Raw genomic sequence first — 21,118 nt, 5'->3', positions numbered from 1 at the left:
TACTGACATACTATAATAAAAAGGTCTCTCAAACTGAGAGACCTTTTTATTATAAAACGTTTGCGTATAAACTCTTGCACTCTTGTGGTTTGAGTTATAAGATGATTTACTTTTGAGAGATGAATTCTCTGTTTCTCATACTATCAAGAAAACGATACTTTGCACCCGCTTGGGTTTTTGCCTCACTCAATATTATGATAGGTACTTGGGTGCTTTACATCCCGAGAGTAAAAGAAAAGCTAGAAATAGATGATGGTGAGCTGGGTGTAGCTTTATTCTGTATGGGGTTAGGAAGTCTCGTGTCGCTCACGATGGCCTCTCGAGTTATAAAGCGAGTGGGAGTAGGGGTAGCTACAGTAGCAGGTATTATAATCTTCTCACTATTGTTTTTAATGCCATTACTTGCGCCATCTTATATACTTCTGTGTGTGTCTTTGTTTTCTGTAGGGCTATTTTCTTGTTTTACAGATATAGCAATGAATGCGCTCGTCTCAGATATTGAAACCGAAGATGATGTACATATTATGAGTTCTTCTCACGGTTTCTTTTCTATAGGAGGAGCAATTGCCGCAGTGATAGGTTATTTTATAATAGACCTTGTTAAGGTGCCTGTTTATCACGGTATGGGAGCTGCAATTCTGGTCATTGTCACAAATTTGTGGCTTTGCAAAAGTTATATAACGCATAGAACACCTATAGATGACAGTCACGGGACACTTAATTTTAATTTACTCAAACCACTGCTAGGTCTTACCATAATAGCTCTCATTATTATGGGAAGTGAAGGTGCCATTGAGCAGTGGAGTAAGCTCTATCTAGAAGATATTGTGCAAGTAGCTACAGAAAAAACTGCAGGAATGGGGTTTTTACTTTTCTCACTGTTTATGGCGATAGGGCGTTTCTTTGGTGATGGGGTGAGTAAGCGCTTTGGGTCGTTCAAAATTATCATAGGTGGTGTTCTTCTTGCGGTTGTAGGCTACCTAGCGGTACTCTCAGCTAGTACCTGTGTCACTCTTATAGGTTTTGCAATTATAGGGCTCGGCTTTTCTGTGGTTATTCCTGAGTTGCTTAGACTAGCAGGGAAAGCAAAGGGAGTAAACAGCGCAGACGGTATTTCGTTTGTTGCGGGAGCTGGTTTTATAGGGTTTCTTGCGAGTCCACCATTGGTGGGATTTTTGGCAGATTTTTCAAGTCTCAAGCTGAGCTTTACGGTGCTAGGTGGCGGAGCATTACTAGCGATGATTATCGGGATTACGCTTTCGCGAAAGCGTAATTGACTCCAACTATAGCTATACGTATGTTAAGGTAACGTAGACAGTTATTGTAAATAGTTTTAAATCTAGTAGTATTATCTATCTTTGCACGCTATGACAAAACAGGCCCTAGATTCATTACAAGCACAAATAGACCTTGGTGAGATGCTTCCGCTTATGGAGGAATTTTATACCATACAAGGAGAAGGATTCCATAAAGGAACAGCAGCTTACTTTATACGAGTAGGTGGTTGTGACGTGGGGTGTCACTGGTGTGATGTGAAGGAAAGTTGGGATGCTGCAATACACCCTCCTACAAATGCAAATACCATTGCCGAAAATGCTGCAAAGTACTCAGATACAATTGTGGTAACAGGTGGTGAGCCGCTTATGTGGGATATGAACCCGCTTACTAAAAAATTAAAGTCACTAGGACTTACAACTCACATAGAAACTTCTGGTGCCTACCAGCTTTCTGGTGATTGGGACTGGATATGTCTCTCTCCCAAAAAACGTATGCTGCCTACACAGTCTGTACTAGAAAAAGCAAACGAACTGAAGGTGATTATCTTTAATAAGTCAGATTTTGACTTTGCAGAGAAGCACGCCGCACAAGTAGGTGAGGACTGTATTCTATACTTACAGCCAGAATGGTCTGTGCGTGATAAAATGGTGCCACTCATTGTAGATTATGTGATGGAAAACCCAAAGTGGAAGGTGAGCTTACAGACACATAAGTATTTGAATATTCCATAGTAGGCTTAAAGCTTTAAGCGATATGCTATAAGCAAGGGATACTGTTACGGAGATGATGAAGTTGGTAGTCCAACAGTTTCTGTACATCTTTCTTAAAAATTTTATCGTCAATTATCCAGCAACTTTATATTTGCTAACAGCTAATTTTCGCTAAAGCGCATAAAAAAATCCGCTACTTCTCAGTAGCGGATTTTTTATTTATTGAGTTTCTTAGAAGCTTATGCTTCTACTTCTTCCTCTTCTTTTTCTTCCTTTAATCCTTTCTTCTGTACTGTGTCAAACATTACAGGAGTTGCGATAAATAGTGAAGAATATGTACCTACGATCACACCTACAATAAGTGCAAACATTAATCCTCTAATAGATGGAGCTCCTAAGAAGAAGATCGCTAGAAGTACGATTAATGTAGTTACAGACGTATTAAGTGTACGGCTTAATGTACTGTTAAGTGCTTGGTTAATTAATTTACCAAATCCTCTAGTAGAACCGTGCTCTTTAATGTACTCACGTATACGGTCAAAAACTACCACTGTGTCATTCAGAGAGTACCCAATTACGGTAAGAATAGCCGCAATAAAGTTCTGATCTACCTCCATATCAAATGGCATTATGTTTTTGAATATTGCAAATACACCTAGTACTAACAATACATCGTGGAAAACTGCTGCTACAGCTCCAAGAGAGAATTGCCATCTACGGAAACGTAATAAGATGTATAAGAATACCACAATTAATGAACCGATTACGGCAAAAAGTGCTCCTTTCTTAATATCATCTGCAATAGTAGGACCTACCATATAATATTCCATTTTACCTACCTGCTTATCATCTGTAGACTTTGCAAAAGCTGCATAGCTCATACCGCTAGGTAAGAATGGTGTAAGTGATGTAAATAGTTGCTGCTCAACCTGAGCATCAATATCTGTACCTGTCTCATCGATACGGTACTTTGTAGTAATCTTTAATTGATTATCTGCTCCAAAAGTTTTTACATCTGCACTTCCAAAATCTGCAACAAGTGCATCTTCTACTTCTTGTGCATTCATAGGTTGATCAAAACGTACTGTATACGTACGACCTCCTACAAAGTCAATACCTGCGTCAAGACCTCCTGTTAATAAGGCAGCAAGACCTCCTACGATAAGTACTCCAGAGATAGCGTAAGCGATTTTACGTTTTCCTAAGAAGTCTACATTGTTGTTTACAAATAGATTCTTTGTCATAGATGTAGCAAACTCTAAAGACTTTCCGTTTTTACCGTATCCATCTATAAATAGACGTGTGATAAAGATTGCACAGAAAAGTGATGTTGCAATACCTATCATAAGCGTAGTTGCAAATCCTTGTACCGGTCCTGTTCCAAATAAGAAAAGGATAAGTGCCGTTAAGAACGTCGTAATGTTTGCATCAAGAATAGATGAAAGTGCGTTGTTAAAACCGTCTTTAATAGCATCTTTTTGAGACTTTCCTTTGCGTATCTCTTCTTTAATACGCTCAAAGATAAGTACGTTTGCATCTACAGACATACCTATAGTAAGTACGATACCCGCAATACCAGGAAGTGTAAGTACAGCTCCAAGACCTGCAAGTACTCCAAAGATGAAAATGATGTTTACTACAAGTGCGATATCTGCAAATCCTCCGGCTTTACCGTAGTAAAATACCATCCAGATAAGTACTAGTGAAAGTGCGATTAAGAATGATAAGATACCAGAGTTAATAGCCTCTTGACCTAATGATGGTCCTATTTCTTCTGCTTGAATAATCTTAGCAGATGCAGGAAGTTTACCTGCGTTTAATACTGTTGCAAGATCTTGTGCGCTTGCTACTGTAAAGTTCCCAGAGATCTCTGTGCTACCTCCTTTAATCTCTTGACGAGCTGTTGCTGCAGAGTATACATTACCATCTAGTGCAATGGCAATAGCATTTCCTTTTTGAGCAACCTCACGAGTAAGTTTTGCCCACTGGTTAACCCCTTGTCCTTCAAAATCAAGACCTACAGATGGTTGTTGTGTTTGAGTAAATTGCTGGCGTGAGTCGTTTACAACGTCACCATCCATATATGGTGCTCCCTGTCTGTTAGACTCAAGTGCATAAAGTCCTACGATGTCTGCACCTTCTTCTGGTACACCCCAAGCAAACTTTGCATAACGTAAAGATGCCGGACGCTGCTTGATAACTGCTGGGTTTCTTAAGTAAGAGTTTATTGTTGCTGTATCTTTTACAGCCGCAAATCCTACAGTAGGTACTTGACTAAACTGTACAGCTTGCTGGTTAGGACTAAAGATTTTAAATAGTGGTCCAAAATCTTGCTCCTCTTCTTCTTCATCTACATCTTTAAGTAGGTCAGATACATTATCATCTAGTGTGCTGTCTTGAGCAACAGCTGCTTCTTTTTTCTCAGATGCAGCAACAAGAGTTCTTAGTGTCTCATTTGCTCCAACAAGATAGTTAAGTGCTTCACCAGCATAGTGAGTTGTGTAAAACTCAAGTTGTGCTGTCTTTTCAAGAAGACCTCTCACACGGTCAATATCCTTTGCTCCTGGAAGCTCAACAAGTATACGCCCGTTATCTCCTAGAGACTGTATGTTAGGTTGTGTAACTCCAAACTTATCAATACGATTACGTAACGTTTCAAAAGCAGAGCCTATAGTTTCTTTAATTTCACCTTCAAGAACTGTAGCAACTTCAGAGTTGCTCATTCCTGTGTTTACTTTGTCTTCTAGAACAACATTTGCAAAGATGTCTGGAGAGGCTAGTTGCCCACCCTGCTTTTCAAATTCTGTTACAAAATCTTCAAAATAGGTGTTTTGGCTATCTTTTTGCGCCTCATCTGTAGCATCTAGTGCTGCGATAAAAGCTGGGTCTGTACTGTTGTTAGAAAGACCACCTAAGATATCACGTATAGATATCTGAAGTATCACGTTGATACCTCCTTTAAGATCCAGACCTTTATTAAGTTCTTTCTCTTTTGCATCATTATAAGTGATGCCAGCAAAGATAGGATTTGCTCCTATGCTGTCTAAGTACGTGCGCTCTATGCGATCTTGTGCATCTGCATCTGTAGGCGCTTGTGCAACGGCATATGCCTTTGCTTCGTCTTCTGTTTTGTTTGTTAAATACGTAAATGATAGTTGGTATAAACATACCAGACCAAAAATTAACGCAAAAACTCTAATGAGTCCTTTGTTTTGCATTTTACTTTGTTTGAGTTCAGAAAAGGTGGCTTTACTGTAAACCAAAATCTCTGAAGGTTGATAAATAATTAATTGATAATAAGTGCCACTTCTGGGTATTGAAGTAGCGTTGTAGACATTACAACAAGCCACTGGCGAGACTGTATATATCTAGGTGAAGTTGTTAAGAAATAGGTCCAGCACGTACTTGTGGTATGCGGTACTGGATATTTTTTAATGCGATAGCATTGTACCTATAAAGTGTATAGGTTGTGTGTGTATTACTATTTTCTTCTCTTGCTTGCTGGTTATTAAAAGCAGCATAGGTATCAAAGCTTGTAGCACGTGTAGTCTCAGGCTTAGGCTCAACAATATGACCAGCTGGTCCATCAAAATCGCTGGTATTCTGAATTTTATAGATGTCCAGCTCGTAGTACTCTGCAGGACTCTCACCAGTAGGGTAGTGGTCAGGAGTAGTCGTGTATGCTTGACTATTACTTGTTTCGCTAAAAATTTCTTGAATCTCAGATACGTCTAGATCACTGTAGTAACTGAGTTTGAGCGTTCCATCTGCAAGCTCTTCAACTTTGATATTACTTACGTCTACATTTTCTAGTTTGCTCTTTACAAGTGCAATTGCATCTTGAGTGTTATGCACACTGTTTTGAGAAGTAGTAAATTTTATGAGAATCTCCTGGTTAGGTACAGCATTTTGCTCCAAGCTTATTCCTAAAATAGCTAGGGCAATAATAAATGTATATAAGTACCACTTGTTTCTCACAAATTGATGTTTATTCATCAGGCGACAAATATAATATTCTCAGGTTAAGTACCCAATGTTTTAAAGACTACTTATTAGCATATTTGAAGGTATTGTAAAGCGTTTTATTGTTAGTTTTTAAGTATTCCGCTTTCGCGAAAGCGTAAAAAAAGCCTGCTACATTTAAGTAACAGGCTCTTTGTGTCGAGTTATGTAGGCTGTATTATAGCTCTAATAATCCGTTAGTTTTCTTAACGCCCTCTGCACTTTCTGCAAGGTGTGCTTTTTCTGCATCGTCAAGGTTGATCTCTACTATTTTTTCGATTCCGTTTTTACCTAGTACTACTGGTACACCGATACAAAGATCAGAAAGACCGTACTCACCATCTAGTAGTGTAGAACAAGGGAATATTTTCTTTTGGTCACAAGCAATAGCCTGTACAAGACCTGATACTGCTGCTCCTGGTGCGTACCAAGCAGAAGTTCCGAGAAGTTTAGTAAGTGTTGCTCCACCTACTTTAGTATCTTCTTTTACTTGAGTAAGACGTTCGTCAGAAATAAATTCTGATACTGGCACACTGTTACGAGTTGCAAGACGTGTAAGTGGTACCATTCCTTTGTCTGAGTGTCCACCTATTACCATACCATCTACATCTGAGATAGGAGCTTCTAGAGCTTCGGCAAGACGGTACTTAAAACGTGCACTATCAAGAGCACCACCCATACCGATGATACGGTTTTTAGGAAGTCCAGTTACTTTATGAGCTAGGTAAGTCATTGTATCCATAGGGTTAGAAACTACGATAAGGATCACGTTAGGAGACTCTTTTACAAGACTAGCAGCAACACTTTTTACGATACCTGCGTTAATACCTATAAGTTCTTCACGAGTCATACCTGGCTTACGAGGTATACCAGAAGTAATTACCGCGATGTCACTACCTGCAGTTTTTGAGTAATCACCAGTAGTACCTGTGATTTTTGTATCAAAACCGTTTAATGAAGCTGTTTGCATTAAATCCATTGCTTTACCCTCGGCAAAACCTTCTTTAATGTCTACTAATACTACTTCACTAGCAAAATCTTTTATTGCGATATATTCTGCACAGCTGGCACCTACGGCTCCAGCACCTACTACGGTAACTTTCATTGGATATAATTTTTAATTTTTATGTTGATTTATACAGCTTTTTAAAGCTGCTACGAAAATACGATATCTCCTTCTTTTAATGTAGTCTAAGATGATAAAACTGTATTAATAGGCGTCAAAAAAAAATCCCTGTCGCTACAAGTAGTGACAGGGATATAACAAGCCTGAATTCACAATCCAAATGAATCAAAATATTATGTTGCTTGTTTTTTAAACCATTTCAAATACCCAACTTAGAATAGTTTAATAATCAACGTATGATTACGCTGGTGTAAATGTACTACGACTTAAAAAATTGATTTTTTTGTTAAGTAATGTTAGAGATCAAATATGTAGATTTATGTAATTCATCGATAAATTAAGTATTTCATCGATTAAAACTAAAATCTTGTACGGAAGTATGCACTTATTGAGAAGGCTTAATTAAAAAAAATCCTCACTATCAGATAGCGAGGATTTACGTATGACTAGATTCTTTAAAATTAAACCCCTACATCTAATTATAAGAAAATAGCGAAAAGTGTCAAACACTCATCATATACTACTGCAATTTAAATATTTTTTGAAGCTTTAAATTGTGAGGTGATAAAACATTAATCAGATTGTTTAAAACTACACTTTGTCGATTATAATTTACTTTTTATCGATATTGTTTGAATAAGATGAGAGCTTTAAGATAGTTACAGCCTGTACATAACTGCTAGGTTAGAATTTGTAAATCTTCCTACCGTTAAGATGTGCGATAAGCTCCACTTTGAGAAATGATAGCTCACCCCAATCTCACCTCTTATAGCGGTTTTTTGAGTATCAATTTTTTCTACTAGCTGATTTAAAATAGATAAAAACTGACTTTCTTGACCATTGAGCGAAAAATCATAATTGCTCACTGTTATTCCCAGATTACCCATAAACTCAAATTGCTTATGTCTCTTAGAAGTTATAAGTTGAAAAAGCATCGAATTTGAAGCTATTTCCATACCGTCTACTTCTAGAAGCGGAGTTGTCTCTGTGTCATCTGGATTGTCTATAGTAAAAGCATCTAATTTGATCCTTAAGTCAAACCGAGCGTATGAAGCTGCAATAGCATACTGAAGTGATTCTGGATTTTCGCCTTTAGAGCTGTATTGATTGAGGTTATGTTTAACGCCTATACCATAAATATTATATGCCGCATCTTCAATGGGTATTCTAGGGGAATAACGTAAGGTAACCTCTGTCTTTTTCCACAAGCCTACAGAGGCCTGTAGAAAGGGGTGGAAAAGCACACTTTGTTGTACGCCTTCAAAAGCTTGTAATTCATTAGGTTCATCGCCTATGGTAAAATCAAAAAAGGTAGAAGTCTCACCACCTAATGCACTCGGTATGATAGCGCTGCTCGAACCATCACGAATGATAAAATTATTGAAATCTGAATTTGAGACTTCAAAACTACGCTTACTATTGGGTGTAAATAGCGTGTTAAAGTGCAAAGAAGTTTTGGTTTCGAATAATCTCAATGAACGGGCATTATCTACCCAAGCTGCAGAAGATTGAAATGAGCTTGCCTCTGCACCGGGTGTTATAAAACCTTCAGAAATAAAAACGAGGTCTTGTACAGTTTTTTCTACATCTTCAAAAACAGATTGGGCTTGAAGCGAAGTGCAAATAATTAAATTGAAAATACAAAGGCGTAGTTTTAGTGTCATAATCACATAGGTTTCAGTAGGAATATGGGAAAATACTATTTATCAAACTATTAGAGAATTCGTAATGCCATTTAAAATAAAAAAAGGCTCTAAACCTAAGTTTAGAGCCTTTTACGTATATTATTAAGAGTGTTTAAGCGTCTATGTTTGCATAGATAGCATTCTTCTCGATAAACTCACGGCGAGGTGGTACCTCGTCACCCATAAGCATAGAGAATATTCTATCTGCCTCTGTGCCATTATCTATAGCAACCTGGCGTAGTGTTCTAAATTCAGGATTCATAGTTGTATCCCAAAGCTGCTCTGCATTCATCTCTCCAAGACCTTTGTATCGTTGTATAGATACACCTTGAGTACCCAGACGCTCTGCTATCGCATCTCGTTCTTTATCATCCCAAGCATATTGCTTTTTCTGACCTTTTTTAACCAAGTATAATGGTGGTGTTGCAATGTATACAAAACCTTTTTCTACCAGCTCCCTCATATAGCGGAAGAAGAAAGTAAGAATAAGAGTAGAAATGTGACTACCATCTACATCGGCATCACACATAATAACTACTTTGTGATATCTAAGTTTTGAAAGGTTAAGTGCTTTACTATCTTCTTCTGTACCTATAGTTACTCCTAAGGCTGTAAAGATATTTTTGATCTCTTCGTTTTCAAAAACTTTATGCTGCATTGCTTTCTCAACGTTCAAGATTTTACCACGCAGTGGTAAAATGGCTTGAAACTCACGGTCACGACCTTGCTTAGCCGTTCCACCTGCCGAGTCTCCCTCAACAAGAAATACTTCACAAACTGCAGGATCTGTTTCAGAACAGTCAGATAATTTTCCAGGTAAACCACCTATACTCATTACCGTCTTACGTTGCACCATCTCACGCGCTTTCTTTGCTGCGTGACGAGCTTGAGCTGCAAGAATTACCTTTTGAACAATGGTCTTAGCATCATTCGGGTTTTCTTCCATATAAATCTCAATCATCTCTGCCACTGCTTGAGATACTGCAGATGTAACCTCACGGTTACCTAGTTTGGTTTTAGTTTGCCCTTCAAATTGTGGCTCACTTACCTTAACAGAAATAATAGCTGTAAGACCCTCACGGAAATCATCTCCCGCGATGTCAAACTTAAGTTTATCTAGCATTCCAGAGGCATCTGCAAATTTCTTGAGTGATCCCGTAAGACCACGACGAAAACCTGCAAGGTGTGTTCCTCCTTCGTGTGTGTTAATGTTGTTTACATATGAGTGTAAGTTCTCTGCATAGCTATCATTATAAATCATAGCAACTTCTACAGGGACACCATTTTTCTCTCCCTCCATTGAGATAACGTTCCCTATTATAGGATTACGGTTACCATCTAAGAAGCGTACAAATTCTGAAAGGCCTTCATTGGAGTGAAAAGTTTCATTTTCAAACTCACCATCTTCTTTCTTATTTCGCTTGTCAGTAAGTGTTACAGTGATACCTTTATTAAGGTAAGCCAGTTCTCTTAATCTTGAAGCAAGCGTGTCATAATTGTACTCTGTAGTTTGCTGGAAGATAGAATCATCAGGAGTAAACGTAACTTCAGTACCTGTAAAATCTGTATCTCCTATAGCTTTTACTGGGTATAATGCTTTACCACGTTCATACTCTTGCTCCCATACTTTTCCTTCTTTATAAACCGTAGCTTTAAGATGGTTAGATAGTGCATTCACACAAGATACACCTACCCCGTGAAGACCACCAGAAACCTTATAAGAGTCTTTATCAAATTTACCACCGGCACCTATCTTAGTCATTACTACTTGTAATGCAGATACACCTTCCTTTTTATGAATCCCTACAGGGATACCACGACCATTATCTCGTACCGTGATTGAGTTATCCTCGTTAATAGTAACATCTATAGCGTCACAGTAACCTCCCATAGCCTCATCTATAGAGTTGTCTACCACCTCATATACTAAGTGGTGCAAACCTCTAACTCCTACATCTCCAATATACATCGAAGGACGCATACGTACGTGCTCCATTCCCTCAAGGGCCTGAATACTATCTGCCGAATATTGCTTTTTATTAGCGTCGTCGCTCATATTATAATTCTTAAAATATTGTCTAAAAACAAATATAAAGAAAGGGTCTCCAGAAAGGTCTTAAAAACCCTCGAAAACCCTTGAAGTTATTAACATTTTGTGGAAAAATACAAGCCTCTTTTTAGCGTAATTTGTGAGGTGCATTTTTACGCTTTCGCGAAAGCGGAATTATGATCTTTAAATATCTATAAAGCTTTAATTTTTCATCTCAGTTGGCGCATTGATCTCTGCCTCTGGCGGAATGCGTTTTGCAAGAAATAAAACCTGACCTAAGTGACTCGACTGGTGTTCCATTACGTGAAACCAGGCGTAGTAATTATTCATCCCATAACTAGGTACTTCTTCAAGAAGCCACTCGTCACTTGCAGACTTAAAAAGAGCTTTAGTGCGCTCTCTAACTTTTGTAAACTCCTCTAGGTAATAGCTCACAGGCTTCCCTTTAAACTCCTCTTGAGCCTTTTTACCTAAGTCTAAGGCTAGTCCCCACTTTTTGGCTTCTTCTTCATTAAAGCCTCTGTTTTCAAATGTTCTTACTTGGTAAAATGCCTCTGCTGCTGCTAGGTGCATTACGAGTGCACCTATACGATTTGCATTCTCATCGTGTAGATGATCTATCTCGTGCTGAGACATTCCTTTTACTCTATACTCAACTCGCTCTTTTAAATCATCTAGCATTGATATTAAAACACCTAGCTGGGGAGCATAACCATCTTCAGACTTAATTTCGGCTGGGCCAAAGTCCATAGTTTCGGTACCTTCTCCTGTTATCATTAGGGAGTGTGCTCCGGTAAAAGCATCGCTAGATGATTCTAGTGTGTACTCCAGTACAGAACTGCTGTTTGTACCACCTATACCTTCTAACCAAGAGTCTATTTTCTCTCCTTTTGCTGTTTTTTCAAAGTCGGCATTTCCTAGTGGAAAATCTGTCATTATGCCGTTACTGTCTTCTATTTGTAAAGAGAAGTTGTCAAAATAGAATGTTCCATCAGATAGCATCAAACCACCTATAAGTAATCGTTCTGCATTTTTACCTATGGTCCCTTCTATGGTATATTCTTTCCACTTTGGATCTCTGATAGGTCTATCACCCATATTATCAAAAAAGCCATTCTCATTATTCTTCATATCTACTCGGGCCCATAGTCCTGCCCAAGCTGTGGAGTCTGCAATTTCGGCCTTTACAGCTGCTTTAAGAATAAATTTTCGCTCCTGGTCCATACTCATATCTATAGATTGAGAAAAGGCTGTCCAGCTGTTTGATACTTGAGATTGCTGTGCTTTTGCAACAAATGAGCAGCAGAGTAATACGATAAGAGTTGGAATAAATTTCATTGGATTGACTTGTTTGAGTTCTTACTGGCTTTATTAGTAGCAAGATAGGGGTTTTGTTACAAAATGATATGTTTGAAAAATCAACGATTAATCAATACATCTTTATAAATCATTGGATATTTGGATTTTGCAGAAGCATCATCTCTTAGTTGAGGATGATTATTGTAATCAGTTCTCAACTGATAGATAGCTTTTTTGTAACCTATTATAAATTCCAAATATTCTTCTACTGAAATATCTTGGTTAATGGAAAATACAAACGCAGTATTACTTTGTGCGCCTTCATAGATATATGAGAATATCGAATCTTCGATGGATGTCTTAGTGTTTTTAAATGAAGCAATATTTAAAGTGTCTACGTTTTTATCTAGTATAAATTCTTCAAAAAATCGGGGTGGTGGTGGAGGGGGAGGATAGTCCTTTGAGTTAGACCATTTGTTATAAAGTTCTTTAGACGTGATAATATGATGTTTGTAATAGATCTCCCATAAAGCCTCAGAGTCAGTAATTGTAATTAATACCTTATTTGCATTGGTTAATAGAAGTTTGTCAAATAATGTGTCTAGTTTATTCCATTTGATAGATTTATCAATATAGAATAGAGCATCATATCTATAATGAGATTGTTTAGATTCTAGGATAGACACCTGGACGTCGTGATAAGTCAAGAAACGATCCCATCCAAAAATTTTGATACTATCATTCTTCTCCGTGACTTTAAATCTAATTTGATTCTGATGTGAATCTATAAATATGTCTTCTCTATACTCGCTCTCAAGTTTAAATTTTGGAATATTTGCAAATGATCCATTCATAGATTGAAGATTGCCTTGCTTATCATAAGCATTTATGTTACTCAAAGCGATGATAAATACTAGTAGACTCAGTATAGCAAAGTGAATACTCATTTTTGCGATTGTATACCCTTTTAAAAATCTCCTTAGACTTTTTACTTGGTCAAAGAATAAAACTATGGGTGATAATGCTATTGCATAAGCAAACTCCTTAAATACTATGGAACTGTGGGATATTATGATGCTTCCTATTGTGAGGACTAAAATCTTTAAAATCCAGAATATTGCAGTTGGGGTAAGAGCACTTTGGTCATTTATAATTCTCCTTCTGGCTTTTCTTTTTTGACTATTTGTGTCAGTTCCAGAAAAAATAAAAGCTATGCTAATTGAGTTTCCTAGCGCGACAGAAATTGAAGAAAAGAATAGCGCAATATAATTCCGTGTATCTGTATCTAGAGTGTTATCTGAATTATATACAAATGCTAAGAGTACACCTCTCTGGAGTATAAAAAGATACTGCAGGAAGTAATAGAAGATAACAGCGGTTAAAATCCCTAAAACAATACCTAATAAGAATTTTCTTTTTGAGAATTCTTGTAGCGGTATTTTATGAAGAAATTTCTTTGAACCCAAATGTGTGTTGCTAGATTGTGTTCTAAGTTGGTAGTGATAAACTTGTATTTGTTACACCAACCCCTTAACCTCCTCAAAATCTAAGCCGCCATAATTGCCACTACTCATAAGCAGTATGGCTTTATTTTTAAGCTCTTGTTCAAATAAAAAGGCTTTAAAATCTGCGGGGTCTGTAAATATGGTAAGGTCATCACGTTTAAAAGCTGCTGCGATTTGCTGCGCTGTGATAGGTTCTAGTTTTTTGATTTCGACAGCCTTTGGTGAGTAAAAAACCACTGCCACATCTGCAGCATCTAGTGCTCCTTGATATTCGCTTAAAAACTCTGGATTAAGGCTGCTGTACGTATGAAGCTCTAGGCAGGCTACAACAGTACGGTCCCCATATTGTTCTTTTACGGCGCTTGTAGTTGCAGCTACTTTAGAAGGACTATGCGCAAAGTCTTTGTAAATGACCGTGTCTTTACTTTTAGCGATAAGTTCAAGTCGCTTACTGGCTCCCGTAAAGGTTGAGATGGCTTCATAAAAATCTTCTTCTACAACACCCATATGCTGGCAGATCCACTTGGCACCGGCTAGGTTATTGAGATTATGTTTCCCAAAAACTTCTATAGGCATCGCACCATCTGGAGTTTCTAGTAGGGTCTCACCATCTTCTACCGTGTACTCAGGTGTTTGGTAAGGATATTTTTTAATGTGGGCAGTGGCATTCTCTACTACTTTCACCACATTTTCATCTTCGGTATTGTACACCATTGCACCACCGTTTGTCATTGAGTCTACAAAAATCTGAAACTGCTCCACATAATTGTCAAACGTGGGAAAGACATTAATATGATCCCAAGCAATACCGCTTAGTAGGGCAATATTAGGTTTGTATAAGTGAAATTTTGGTCTGCGATCTATAGGGCTACTCAGGTACTCATCACCCTCTAGCACCATAAAATCTGCGTCATCTGTCATTCTCACCATCGTGTCAAAGCCTTCTAGCTGTGCACCCACCATATAGTCTACCTCTTTATCCCAGTAATGCATCACGTGCAGTATCATAGAGGTAATGGTGGTTTTACCGTGAGATCCTCCTATAACGACCCTAGTTTTGTCTTTTGCACGTTCATATAGATATTCTGGATATGAGTAAATGTTGAGGCCTAGTTCTTGTGCTTTGAGCAACTCTGGGTTGTCTTCTTTTGCGTGCATTCCTAAAATAACTGCATCGAGGTCGCTTGTTATTTTTTCTGGAAACCAGCCAAATGCTTCAGGTAATAGTCCATATTTTTCAAGTCGAGATTTTGACGGGTCAAAAATCGTGTCGTCACTACCTGTTACGGTCTCTCCTTTGTGATGTAAAGCAAGTGCTAGATTATGCATTGCGGCTCCACCTATGGCTATAAAATGAATGTTCATATGTTGTAAAAGTCTTTATCGTAAAAATAAGATTTCGATTCCAAATGTGCGAGTATTATAAGTTCTATTTTGGGTGTGAGTACGCTTTCGCGAAAGCGTAACAAAAACACTTTCTTCTCGTAAACCTCGCTGCCAAAACACTGTTACGACTGCAAAAAGGCGTTTGTTTATGCAGAAATATTGACTCTCTGCGAGTTGTCTGTACTGACATAACGACATTCTCAGTAAAAGGCACTATTTTTGTCTAACCGATACCAACGTTCTGCTTACGGAACACAGAAAACGCACAACCAAATGAGTTTCTTCAAGAAAATATTTTCAAAAGAAAAAAAAGAAACCCTTGATAAAGGGCTAGAGAAGACAAAAACGAGCTTCTTTGATAAGATGAGTAAGGCAGTTGCCGGAAAGTCTAAGGTAGATGATGATGTACTTGATAATCTTGAAGAAGTGCTTGTTACCAGTGATGTGGGTGTTAAAACCACGCTTAAAGTAATCACGCGTATAGAAGAGCGTGTGGCCAAAGATAAGTATGTAGGCACAGATGAGCTTAACAGGATACTACGCGAAGAAATCGCCGGTCTACTAAGTGAGACAAACACAGGTAACGCAACCGAATTTGAAATCCCATCGCAAAATAAACCACACGTGATTATGGTGGTAGGTGTAAACGGTGTGGGAAAAACAACTACTATAGGAAAGCTTGCTTACCAGTTTAAAAAGCAAGGTAAAAAAGTGGTGCTTGGTGCGGCAGATACGTTTAGAGCAGCAGCGATAGATCAACTGCAGGTATGGGCAGATCGAGTAGATGTACCTATTGTAAAACAACAAATGGGAAGTGACCCAGCCTCAGTAGCCTTTGACGCTCTAGAGAGTGGCGTAAAACAAGATGCAGATGTAATTATTATAGACACTGCCGGGAGATTACACAATAAGGTAAACCTTATGAACGAGCTTACTAAGGTGAAGCGTGTGATGCAAAAGGTAGTGGGAGATGCTCCTCACGATGTACTTCTTGTACTTGATGGTTCTACGGGGCAAAACGCCTTTGAACAAGCAAAACAATTTACAGCAGCTACAGAGGTGACTTCGCTAGCTGTGACAAAACTAGATGGTACCGCAAAAGGTGGTGTGGTGATAGGAATTTCTGATCAGTTTCAAATCCCTGTAAAATACATTGGAGTGGGAGAAGGTATCGAAGATTTACAAGTCTTTAATAAAGTAGAGTTTGTAGATAGTTTCTTTAAGTAAGCCATCACTTTTTTATGAAACTCGATTTAAGGTGGCTTCCAGAACTTACGTTGCGCACCTTACGAGTGGTTGCTATTGGTTTCTTATTACTTAACCTGTATAGCGTCTATACAGCATACACTGCGGTGAGGAGTGACCTTGTGCCTAAATATCTAGCGCAGTACACTGCTTTTCCTCATTATATTTTTATTGCCTTTTACAGTCTCATCATATTTTATATATGGAGAATCCTTAAGGGTACGATAGCTTCACAATACTGGTGGGTACCCGTAATTGCAGTGATTATATTTGAGTCTACTAAGTTTTTTATCTATGGTTTCTTGATGTGGGTTAATCCTTTTGGGTGACGCATTTTGTATTTTTAGTGGACTATAAAAATGCACTATGAAATACTTGTATACCCTCGCGCTCGCAACGGCGCTTTTTTCTTGTAAAAATGAAGCTCCCACTACCGCAGCAGACACAACTCCGCGATATGTTTGGGAAGCTTATAATGACTCACTAGATATTGCAAAAACGCAAGCACTAGAAAATAGCAGAATGCACCTCAAGCTTGTAAACGCAAAGGGACTCGATAAAAATGATATTTGGAAAGATCTCAATGGGGAGATAAATACGCTTTCGCGAAAGCGTATCTCAGAAATCTCTCCGCTTATTTTAGAACAAGATATCCCGACCATCCAGAAACACGTTAAAAATGGAGATTACTCATACGAAGAACTGACCCTATTTTATCTAAATCGTATTGCGCGTTTTGAAAGTGATAACAACTTAGCGCTTAACGGAGTCATCGCTCTCAATAAAGAAGCGGTGAAGGAAGCGAGAGCACTTGATACTAAAGATAAATCTATCATAGATGAATATTCTGTATACGGAATGCCTATACTTTTAAAAGATAACATTGGTGCAGCGGGAATGCCTACAACAGCAGGATCTGTAGCACTCACAGAGAATAATGCAGGTGATGCATTTATTACGAAAAGGCTCAAAGAAGAAAATGCCATAATATTAGGCAAAGCTAACTTGAGCGAGTGGGCTTATTTTTTATGTTCGGGTTGTCCAGTAGGTTATAGTGCTGTAGGTGGTCAGACCATAAATCCGTACGGTCGTTTACAGTTTGAGTCAGGAGGATCAAGTTCTGGATCTGGGGTGAGTGTAGCGGCAAATTATGCCGTAGCCGCCATAGGGTCAGAAACGAGCGGTTCTATACTATCACCTTCTAGCCAAAATAACCTAGTGGGCCTCAAACCTACCATCGGTCTTTTAAGTCGTAGTGGGATTGTACCTATTTCTAGTCACCTTGACACACCTGGACCTATGACGAAGAATGTAGTGGATAATGCGATTGTACTACAAGCGCTCACGGGTAAAGATGCTGCAGATTCTTATAGTTATGCATCTAGTGGTAATTATGTACAAGCTGTTAAAGAAGGGAACCTTGAAGGAAAATATCTTGGTGTTATAAAGGGATACTTGCAAGACAGTATTTATGCCGCGGCTATCAATAAGCTTAAGGAAACAAAAGCTACACTTATTGAGGTAGATATGGAGCGAGTTAATATGCCTGGTTTTCTGTCTATCTTAAATATAGATATGAAAAATGATCTTCCTGCTTATTACGATGCAGAGGTTGCTCCTTCAGTAAAAAATAGAAATATAGAGGAGCTCATTTCATTTAATAATCAAGATAGCCTTGCGCGTATTCCTTACGGTCAACAGCTTTTTAAAGGTATCGTTGCAGATAGCACAACCGATACAGAGCTTAAAGCAATTAAAGAAAACCTTATGGAGGTTACTCAGGCTTATTTTCAAGACGCATTGAGCAAGCACCCTGAAGCTAGTGGGCAACTAGACGCAATACTCTCCATAAATAATTATGATGCTGGCTATGCCGCAGCGGCACATTATCCAGCACTTACATTACCTATGGGCTTCACCGCACAAGGAGAGCCTAAGGGAATTACTATTATCACTCCGTCTAAAAATGAAGAAGTGATTTACAATATCGCGGTAGGTGTAGAGAGCACACTTAATGCTAGAACACTGCCAGAAGGATATCAGGAGTAAAAGAAGGAATACATTTTAAATGGCTGTTGTCGTCTAGCTTTTAAAAACTATTGGATAACAGCCATTATTTTTTCCCATAAATCTGTATCAAATCCAGAAGGGCCTAATAATGACTCTTCGGTTGCATCGCCTAGGCGTATTACTACTAGTCCTTCACTGGGTAAAACATATACTTTTTGATCATCTTTACCTAAACCAGCGATAAGATCATCTGGAGCAGTAGGGATTAATTTTCCTGTAAATGTTGTCGTGGTGCCGGGTAGTCTGTAACTGTCTTGCCCATTAAGCCACCATAGATATCCGTAAGCCTCATTAATATCTTGAGAAGGCGTTGTCATTTCTGTAAAGTATGCGGAATTTATTAGTTGGTTTCCCTCCCAATTTCCTTCATTGAGCGTGAGTAGTCCAAAACGCGCCATACTTCGAGCTGTACTAAAGTATAATCTAAAATAGCCAAAAGGCACCCAAGCACCCGTCATACCAGTTTGCGACTTAAGCTTATTGTCATAGTAGGTATTAAAATCATCGGGTACAGCTGCTGTTACTACGTCCTGTAATAAGGTGTAAAAAGCGTTATGATAGTACCACTCAGCACCAGCATCATTAAGGTACTGCAGACACTCAGGGTCAGAGCAGTTGGTATCGTCTACTGTATAGTCTCCTCCGCTGGTCATCGTGAGTTGGTTACGTATTGTTACTGCCGCTTCCTGTTCTGGAGTCATAGTAGTCCATCCCGTGCCTAGATAATTGCTGGAAGCATCATTTATAGATAAGTAGCCTTCTTGTTGAGCAATACCTACGGTATAAGCCGTGAGCGTTTTTGCAGCGCTATTCCAGCGATGGCTCGTGGTTGCGTCTGTATCTTGATAGTAATTCTCTATTACTATTTTTCCATCTTTAAGGATGATAAAAGCTTTACTGTTATTTTCTGCTACATAATCAGTAAGATCTTGTAAGGCTGTAAGATTCCAGTTAAGAGTAGACGGGCTTGTCACTTCCCAAGTGTCACCTGCGATAGGAGGGAAGTATAGATTATTAGTCTCGCCAGTATCATTTGGCTCTTCTGCGATGGTATCGTCAGTTATAATAATCGTATCATCTGTAATGTTTTCATTATCTGTAGTTGAACACGATAGACTTATAAGCAATAAGAAATATAGGTAACGCATCATTGAGGCTTTATGATAGGACTCTAAAATATAAAAAAGGATTAATGTAGCTCTCATAATTAAGGAATTGGCAGTTTTTAGAGCAATCAAAAGGTGTAAAATATCAAGGTGCTATTTACTATGTTATTTGGCTTATCTTTGCACTCCCTTAAAAGGAAGGCTATGCGTACAAAATCATTGAAGAAGAATAAGATAAACGTAGTAACTCTAGGTTGCTCAAAAAACGTTTATGATAGTGAGGTCTTAATGGGCCAGCTTAAAGCAAATGAGATGGATGTTGCTCACGAAGAAGATGGTAACATCGTTGTAATTAACACCTGCGGATTTATAGACAATGCAAAAGAGGAGTCTGTAAACACCATTCTTGAGTACGTAAAGCAAAAGGAAGAGGGTGATGTGGACAAGGTATTTGTTACAGGATGTCTTTCTGAGCGTTATAAGCCAGACCTTCAAAAGGAGATTCCAGATGTAGATCAGTATTTTGGAACAACAGAGCTACCAGGATTACTTAAAGCACTTGGAGCAGACTATAAGCACGAGCTTATAGGTGAGCGTATCACAACAACACCAAAAAACTACGCCTACCTAAAAATAGCCGAAGGCTGTGACCGCCCTTGTTCTTTTTGCGCGATACCTTTAATGAGAGGTAAGCACAAGTCAAAATCTATTGAGCATCTCGTAGTAGAAGCAAAAAAGCTTGCTGCAAACGGCGTGACAGAGTTAATCCTTATCGCACAAGATCTTACGTATTACGGTCTTGATTTATATAAAAAACGTAACCTAGCAGAGCTTCTTGAAAACCTTGTTCAAGTAGAAGGTATAGAATGGATTCGTCTACACTATGCATTTCCTTCTGGTTTCCCGGTAGATGTACTTGATGTGATGAAGCGTGAGCCTAAGGTGTGTAACTACCTTGATATTCCGTTGCAACACATTGCAGATCCTATCTTAAAATCTATGCGACGTGGTACAACAATGGCAAAGACAAATGCGTTGTTAGAACGCTTTCGCGAAAGCGTACCAGAGATGACCATAAGAACTACCCTTATTGTAGGATATCCTGGAGAAACCGAAGAAGATTTCCAAACGCTGAAGCAATGGGTAAAAGATCAACGTTTTGAGCGTTTAGGATGTTTTACATACTCACACGAGGAAAATACACACGCATATAATCTAGAAGATGATGTGCCAGAGGATGTTAAAATGGATCGCGCAAACCAGATTATGGAGATCCAATCACAAATTTCTTGGGAGCTCAATCAGCAGAAAATAGGGAAGGAGTTTAAAATTGTTGTAGATCGTAAAGAAGGGAACTTCTTTATAGGTCGTACAGAATTTGACTCACCAGATGTAGATAATGAGGTGCTAGTAGATGCGACTAAGTTTTATTTAAAAACTGGAGACTACGCAATGGTAAAAGTAACAGAGGCAGAAGATTTTGATCTCTATGCAGAACCACTTGTAGCCTTAGAGCGACCACAAGCATTGCACGCAAAACGTGCTACCAAAAAATAAGAAGTAGTAAATTAATTTACAAAAAGCCTTTTGGAACAAATGTTTTGAAAGGCTTTTTTGTGTGTAAGAGTTTGTTTGCAAGGCTTACATTTGTAGCAC

The 21,118-nt window shown here is 38.5% G+C and carries 15 protein-coding genes; 6 read left to right on the top strand and 9 right to left on the bottom strand.

The genetic code is table 11. The annotated features are described in order from the left end of the window. Positions 1-119 precede the first annotated feature (119 nt). Together ACFO5T_RS07670 and ACFO5T_RS07665 are read left to right on the top strand one after the other, a co-directional pair. Positions 120-1,277, top strand: coding sequence for an MFS transporter (locus ACFO5T_RS07670; RefSeq protein ID WP_380033354.1), 1,158 nt, complete (start codon positions 120-122; stop codon positions 1,275-1,277). A 90-nt stretch (positions 1,278-1,367) separates the two neighbouring features. Continuing rightward, a complete protein-coding gene (locus ACFO5T_RS07665) occupies positions 1,368-2,009 on the top strand; it encodes a 7-carboxy-7-deazaguanine synthase QueE (RefSeq protein ID WP_380033352.1) in 642 nt (213 codons plus the stop codon). Positions 2,010-2,227: 218 nt separating this feature from the next. Here the strand turns inward: ACFO5T_RS07665 and secDF are convergent, their stop codons facing one another. The 8 genes from secDF to ACFO5T_RS07625 form a co-directional block, all read right to left on the bottom strand. Next, on the bottom strand, positions 2,228-5,206 hold the full coding sequence (gene secDF / locus ACFO5T_RS07660) for a protein translocase subunit SecDF (RefSeq protein ID WP_380033350.1): 2,979 nt from the start codon (positions 5,204-5,206) through the stop codon (positions 2,228-2,230). Between the two features lie 163 nt (positions 5,207-5,369). Continuing rightward, positions 5,370-5,966: a hypothetical protein gene (locus tag ACFO5T_RS07655; protein WP_380033348.1), complete on the bottom strand. Its 597-nt coding sequence runs from the start codon at positions 5,964-5,966 to the stop codon at positions 5,370-5,372. A gap of 202 nt (positions 5,967-6,168) precedes the next feature. Further along, on the bottom strand, positions 6,169-7,095 hold the full coding sequence (mdh, locus tag ACFO5T_RS07650) for a malate dehydrogenase (RefSeq protein WP_299148087.1): 927 nt from the start codon (positions 7,093-7,095) through the stop codon (positions 6,169-6,171). Positions 7,096-7,775: 680 nt separating this feature from the next. Next, positions 7,776-8,780, bottom strand: a complete 1,005-nt coding sequence (locus ACFO5T_RS07645) for a DUF6588 family protein (protein WP_380033345.1) — start codon at positions 8,778-8,780, stop codon at positions 7,776-7,778. A 133-nt stretch (positions 8,781-8,913) separates the two neighbouring features. Continuing rightward, on the bottom strand, positions 8,914-10,857 hold the full coding sequence (gene gyrB / locus ACFO5T_RS07640; RefSeq protein WP_038599816.1) for a DNA topoisomerase (ATP-hydrolyzing) subunit B: 1,944 nt from the start codon (positions 10,855-10,857) through the stop codon (positions 8,914-8,916). A gap of 195 nt (positions 10,858-11,052) precedes the next feature. Continuing rightward, positions 11,053-12,189 (bottom strand): DinB family protein, encoded by a 1,137-nt coding sequence (locus tag ACFO5T_RS07635; protein ID WP_380033343.1) that lies wholly within the window; start codon positions 12,187-12,189, stop codon positions 11,053-11,055. Between the two features lie 80 nt (positions 12,190-12,269). Beyond that, positions 12,270-13,616: a hypothetical protein gene (locus ACFO5T_RS07630; RefSeq protein WP_380033341.1), complete on the bottom strand. Its 1,347-nt coding sequence runs from the start codon at positions 13,614-13,616 to the stop codon at positions 12,270-12,272. A gap of 51 nt (positions 13,617-13,667) precedes the next feature. Further along, positions 13,668-15,020 (bottom strand): UDP-N-acetylmuramate--L-alanine ligase, encoded by a 1,353-nt coding sequence (locus ACFO5T_RS07625; RefSeq protein WP_380033339.1) that lies wholly within the window; start codon positions 15,018-15,020, stop codon positions 13,668-13,670. Between the two features lie 294 nt (positions 15,021-15,314). Here ACFO5T_RS07625 and ftsY point away from each other — a divergent pair, with 294 nt between their 5' ends. The 3 genes from ftsY to ACFO5T_RS07610 are packed head-to-tail and all read left to right on the top strand — an operon-like array spanning position 15,315 to position 18,335. Then, positions 15,315-16,268 (top strand): signal recognition particle-docking protein FtsY, encoded by a 954-nt coding sequence (gene ftsY, locus ACFO5T_RS07620; protein ID WP_035327777.1) that lies wholly within the window; start codon positions 15,315-15,317, stop codon positions 16,266-16,268. 14 nt (positions 16,269-16,282) lie between these two features. Continuing rightward, the gene (locus ACFO5T_RS07615; RefSeq protein ID WP_375253330.1) at positions 16,283-16,615 is read left to right on the top strand and encodes a hypothetical protein; all 333 of its coding nucleotides are present in this window, start codon (positions 16,283-16,285) and stop codon (positions 16,613-16,615) included. Between the two features lie 37 nt (positions 16,616-16,652). After that, positions 16,653-18,335 carry an amidase family protein gene (locus tag ACFO5T_RS07610; RefSeq protein WP_380033336.1) on the top strand — a complete coding sequence of 561 codons (1,683 nt, stop codon included), beginning with the start codon at positions 16,653-16,655 and terminating at the stop codon, positions 18,333-18,335. A gap of 47 nt (positions 18,336-18,382) precedes the next feature. Here ACFO5T_RS07610 and ACFO5T_RS07605 read toward each other — a convergent pair whose 3' ends face one another. Next, positions 18,383-19,561 (bottom strand): serine hydrolase domain-containing protein, encoded by a 1,179-nt coding sequence (locus ACFO5T_RS07605; protein WP_380033334.1) that lies wholly within the window; start codon positions 19,559-19,561, stop codon positions 18,383-18,385. 105 nt (positions 19,562-19,666) lie between these two features. Between ACFO5T_RS07605 and rimO the strand changes: the two genes are divergently transcribed. Continuing rightward, positions 19,667-21,019 carry a 30S ribosomal protein S12 methylthiotransferase RimO gene (gene rimO, locus ACFO5T_RS07600; RefSeq protein ID WP_035327787.1) on the top strand — a complete coding sequence of 451 codons (1,353 nt, stop codon included), beginning with the start codon at positions 19,667-19,669 and terminating at the stop codon, positions 21,017-21,019. Positions 21,020-21,118: the final 99 nt, after the last annotated feature.

Origin of the sequence: Dokdonia genika, assembly GCF_042652845.1 — a bacterium.
Lineage (GTDB): Bacteria > Bacteroidota > Bacteroidia > Flavobacteriales > Flavobacteriaceae > Dokdonia > Dokdonia donghaensis.
This window is presented reverse-complemented; position numbering and strand designations above follow the sequence as displayed.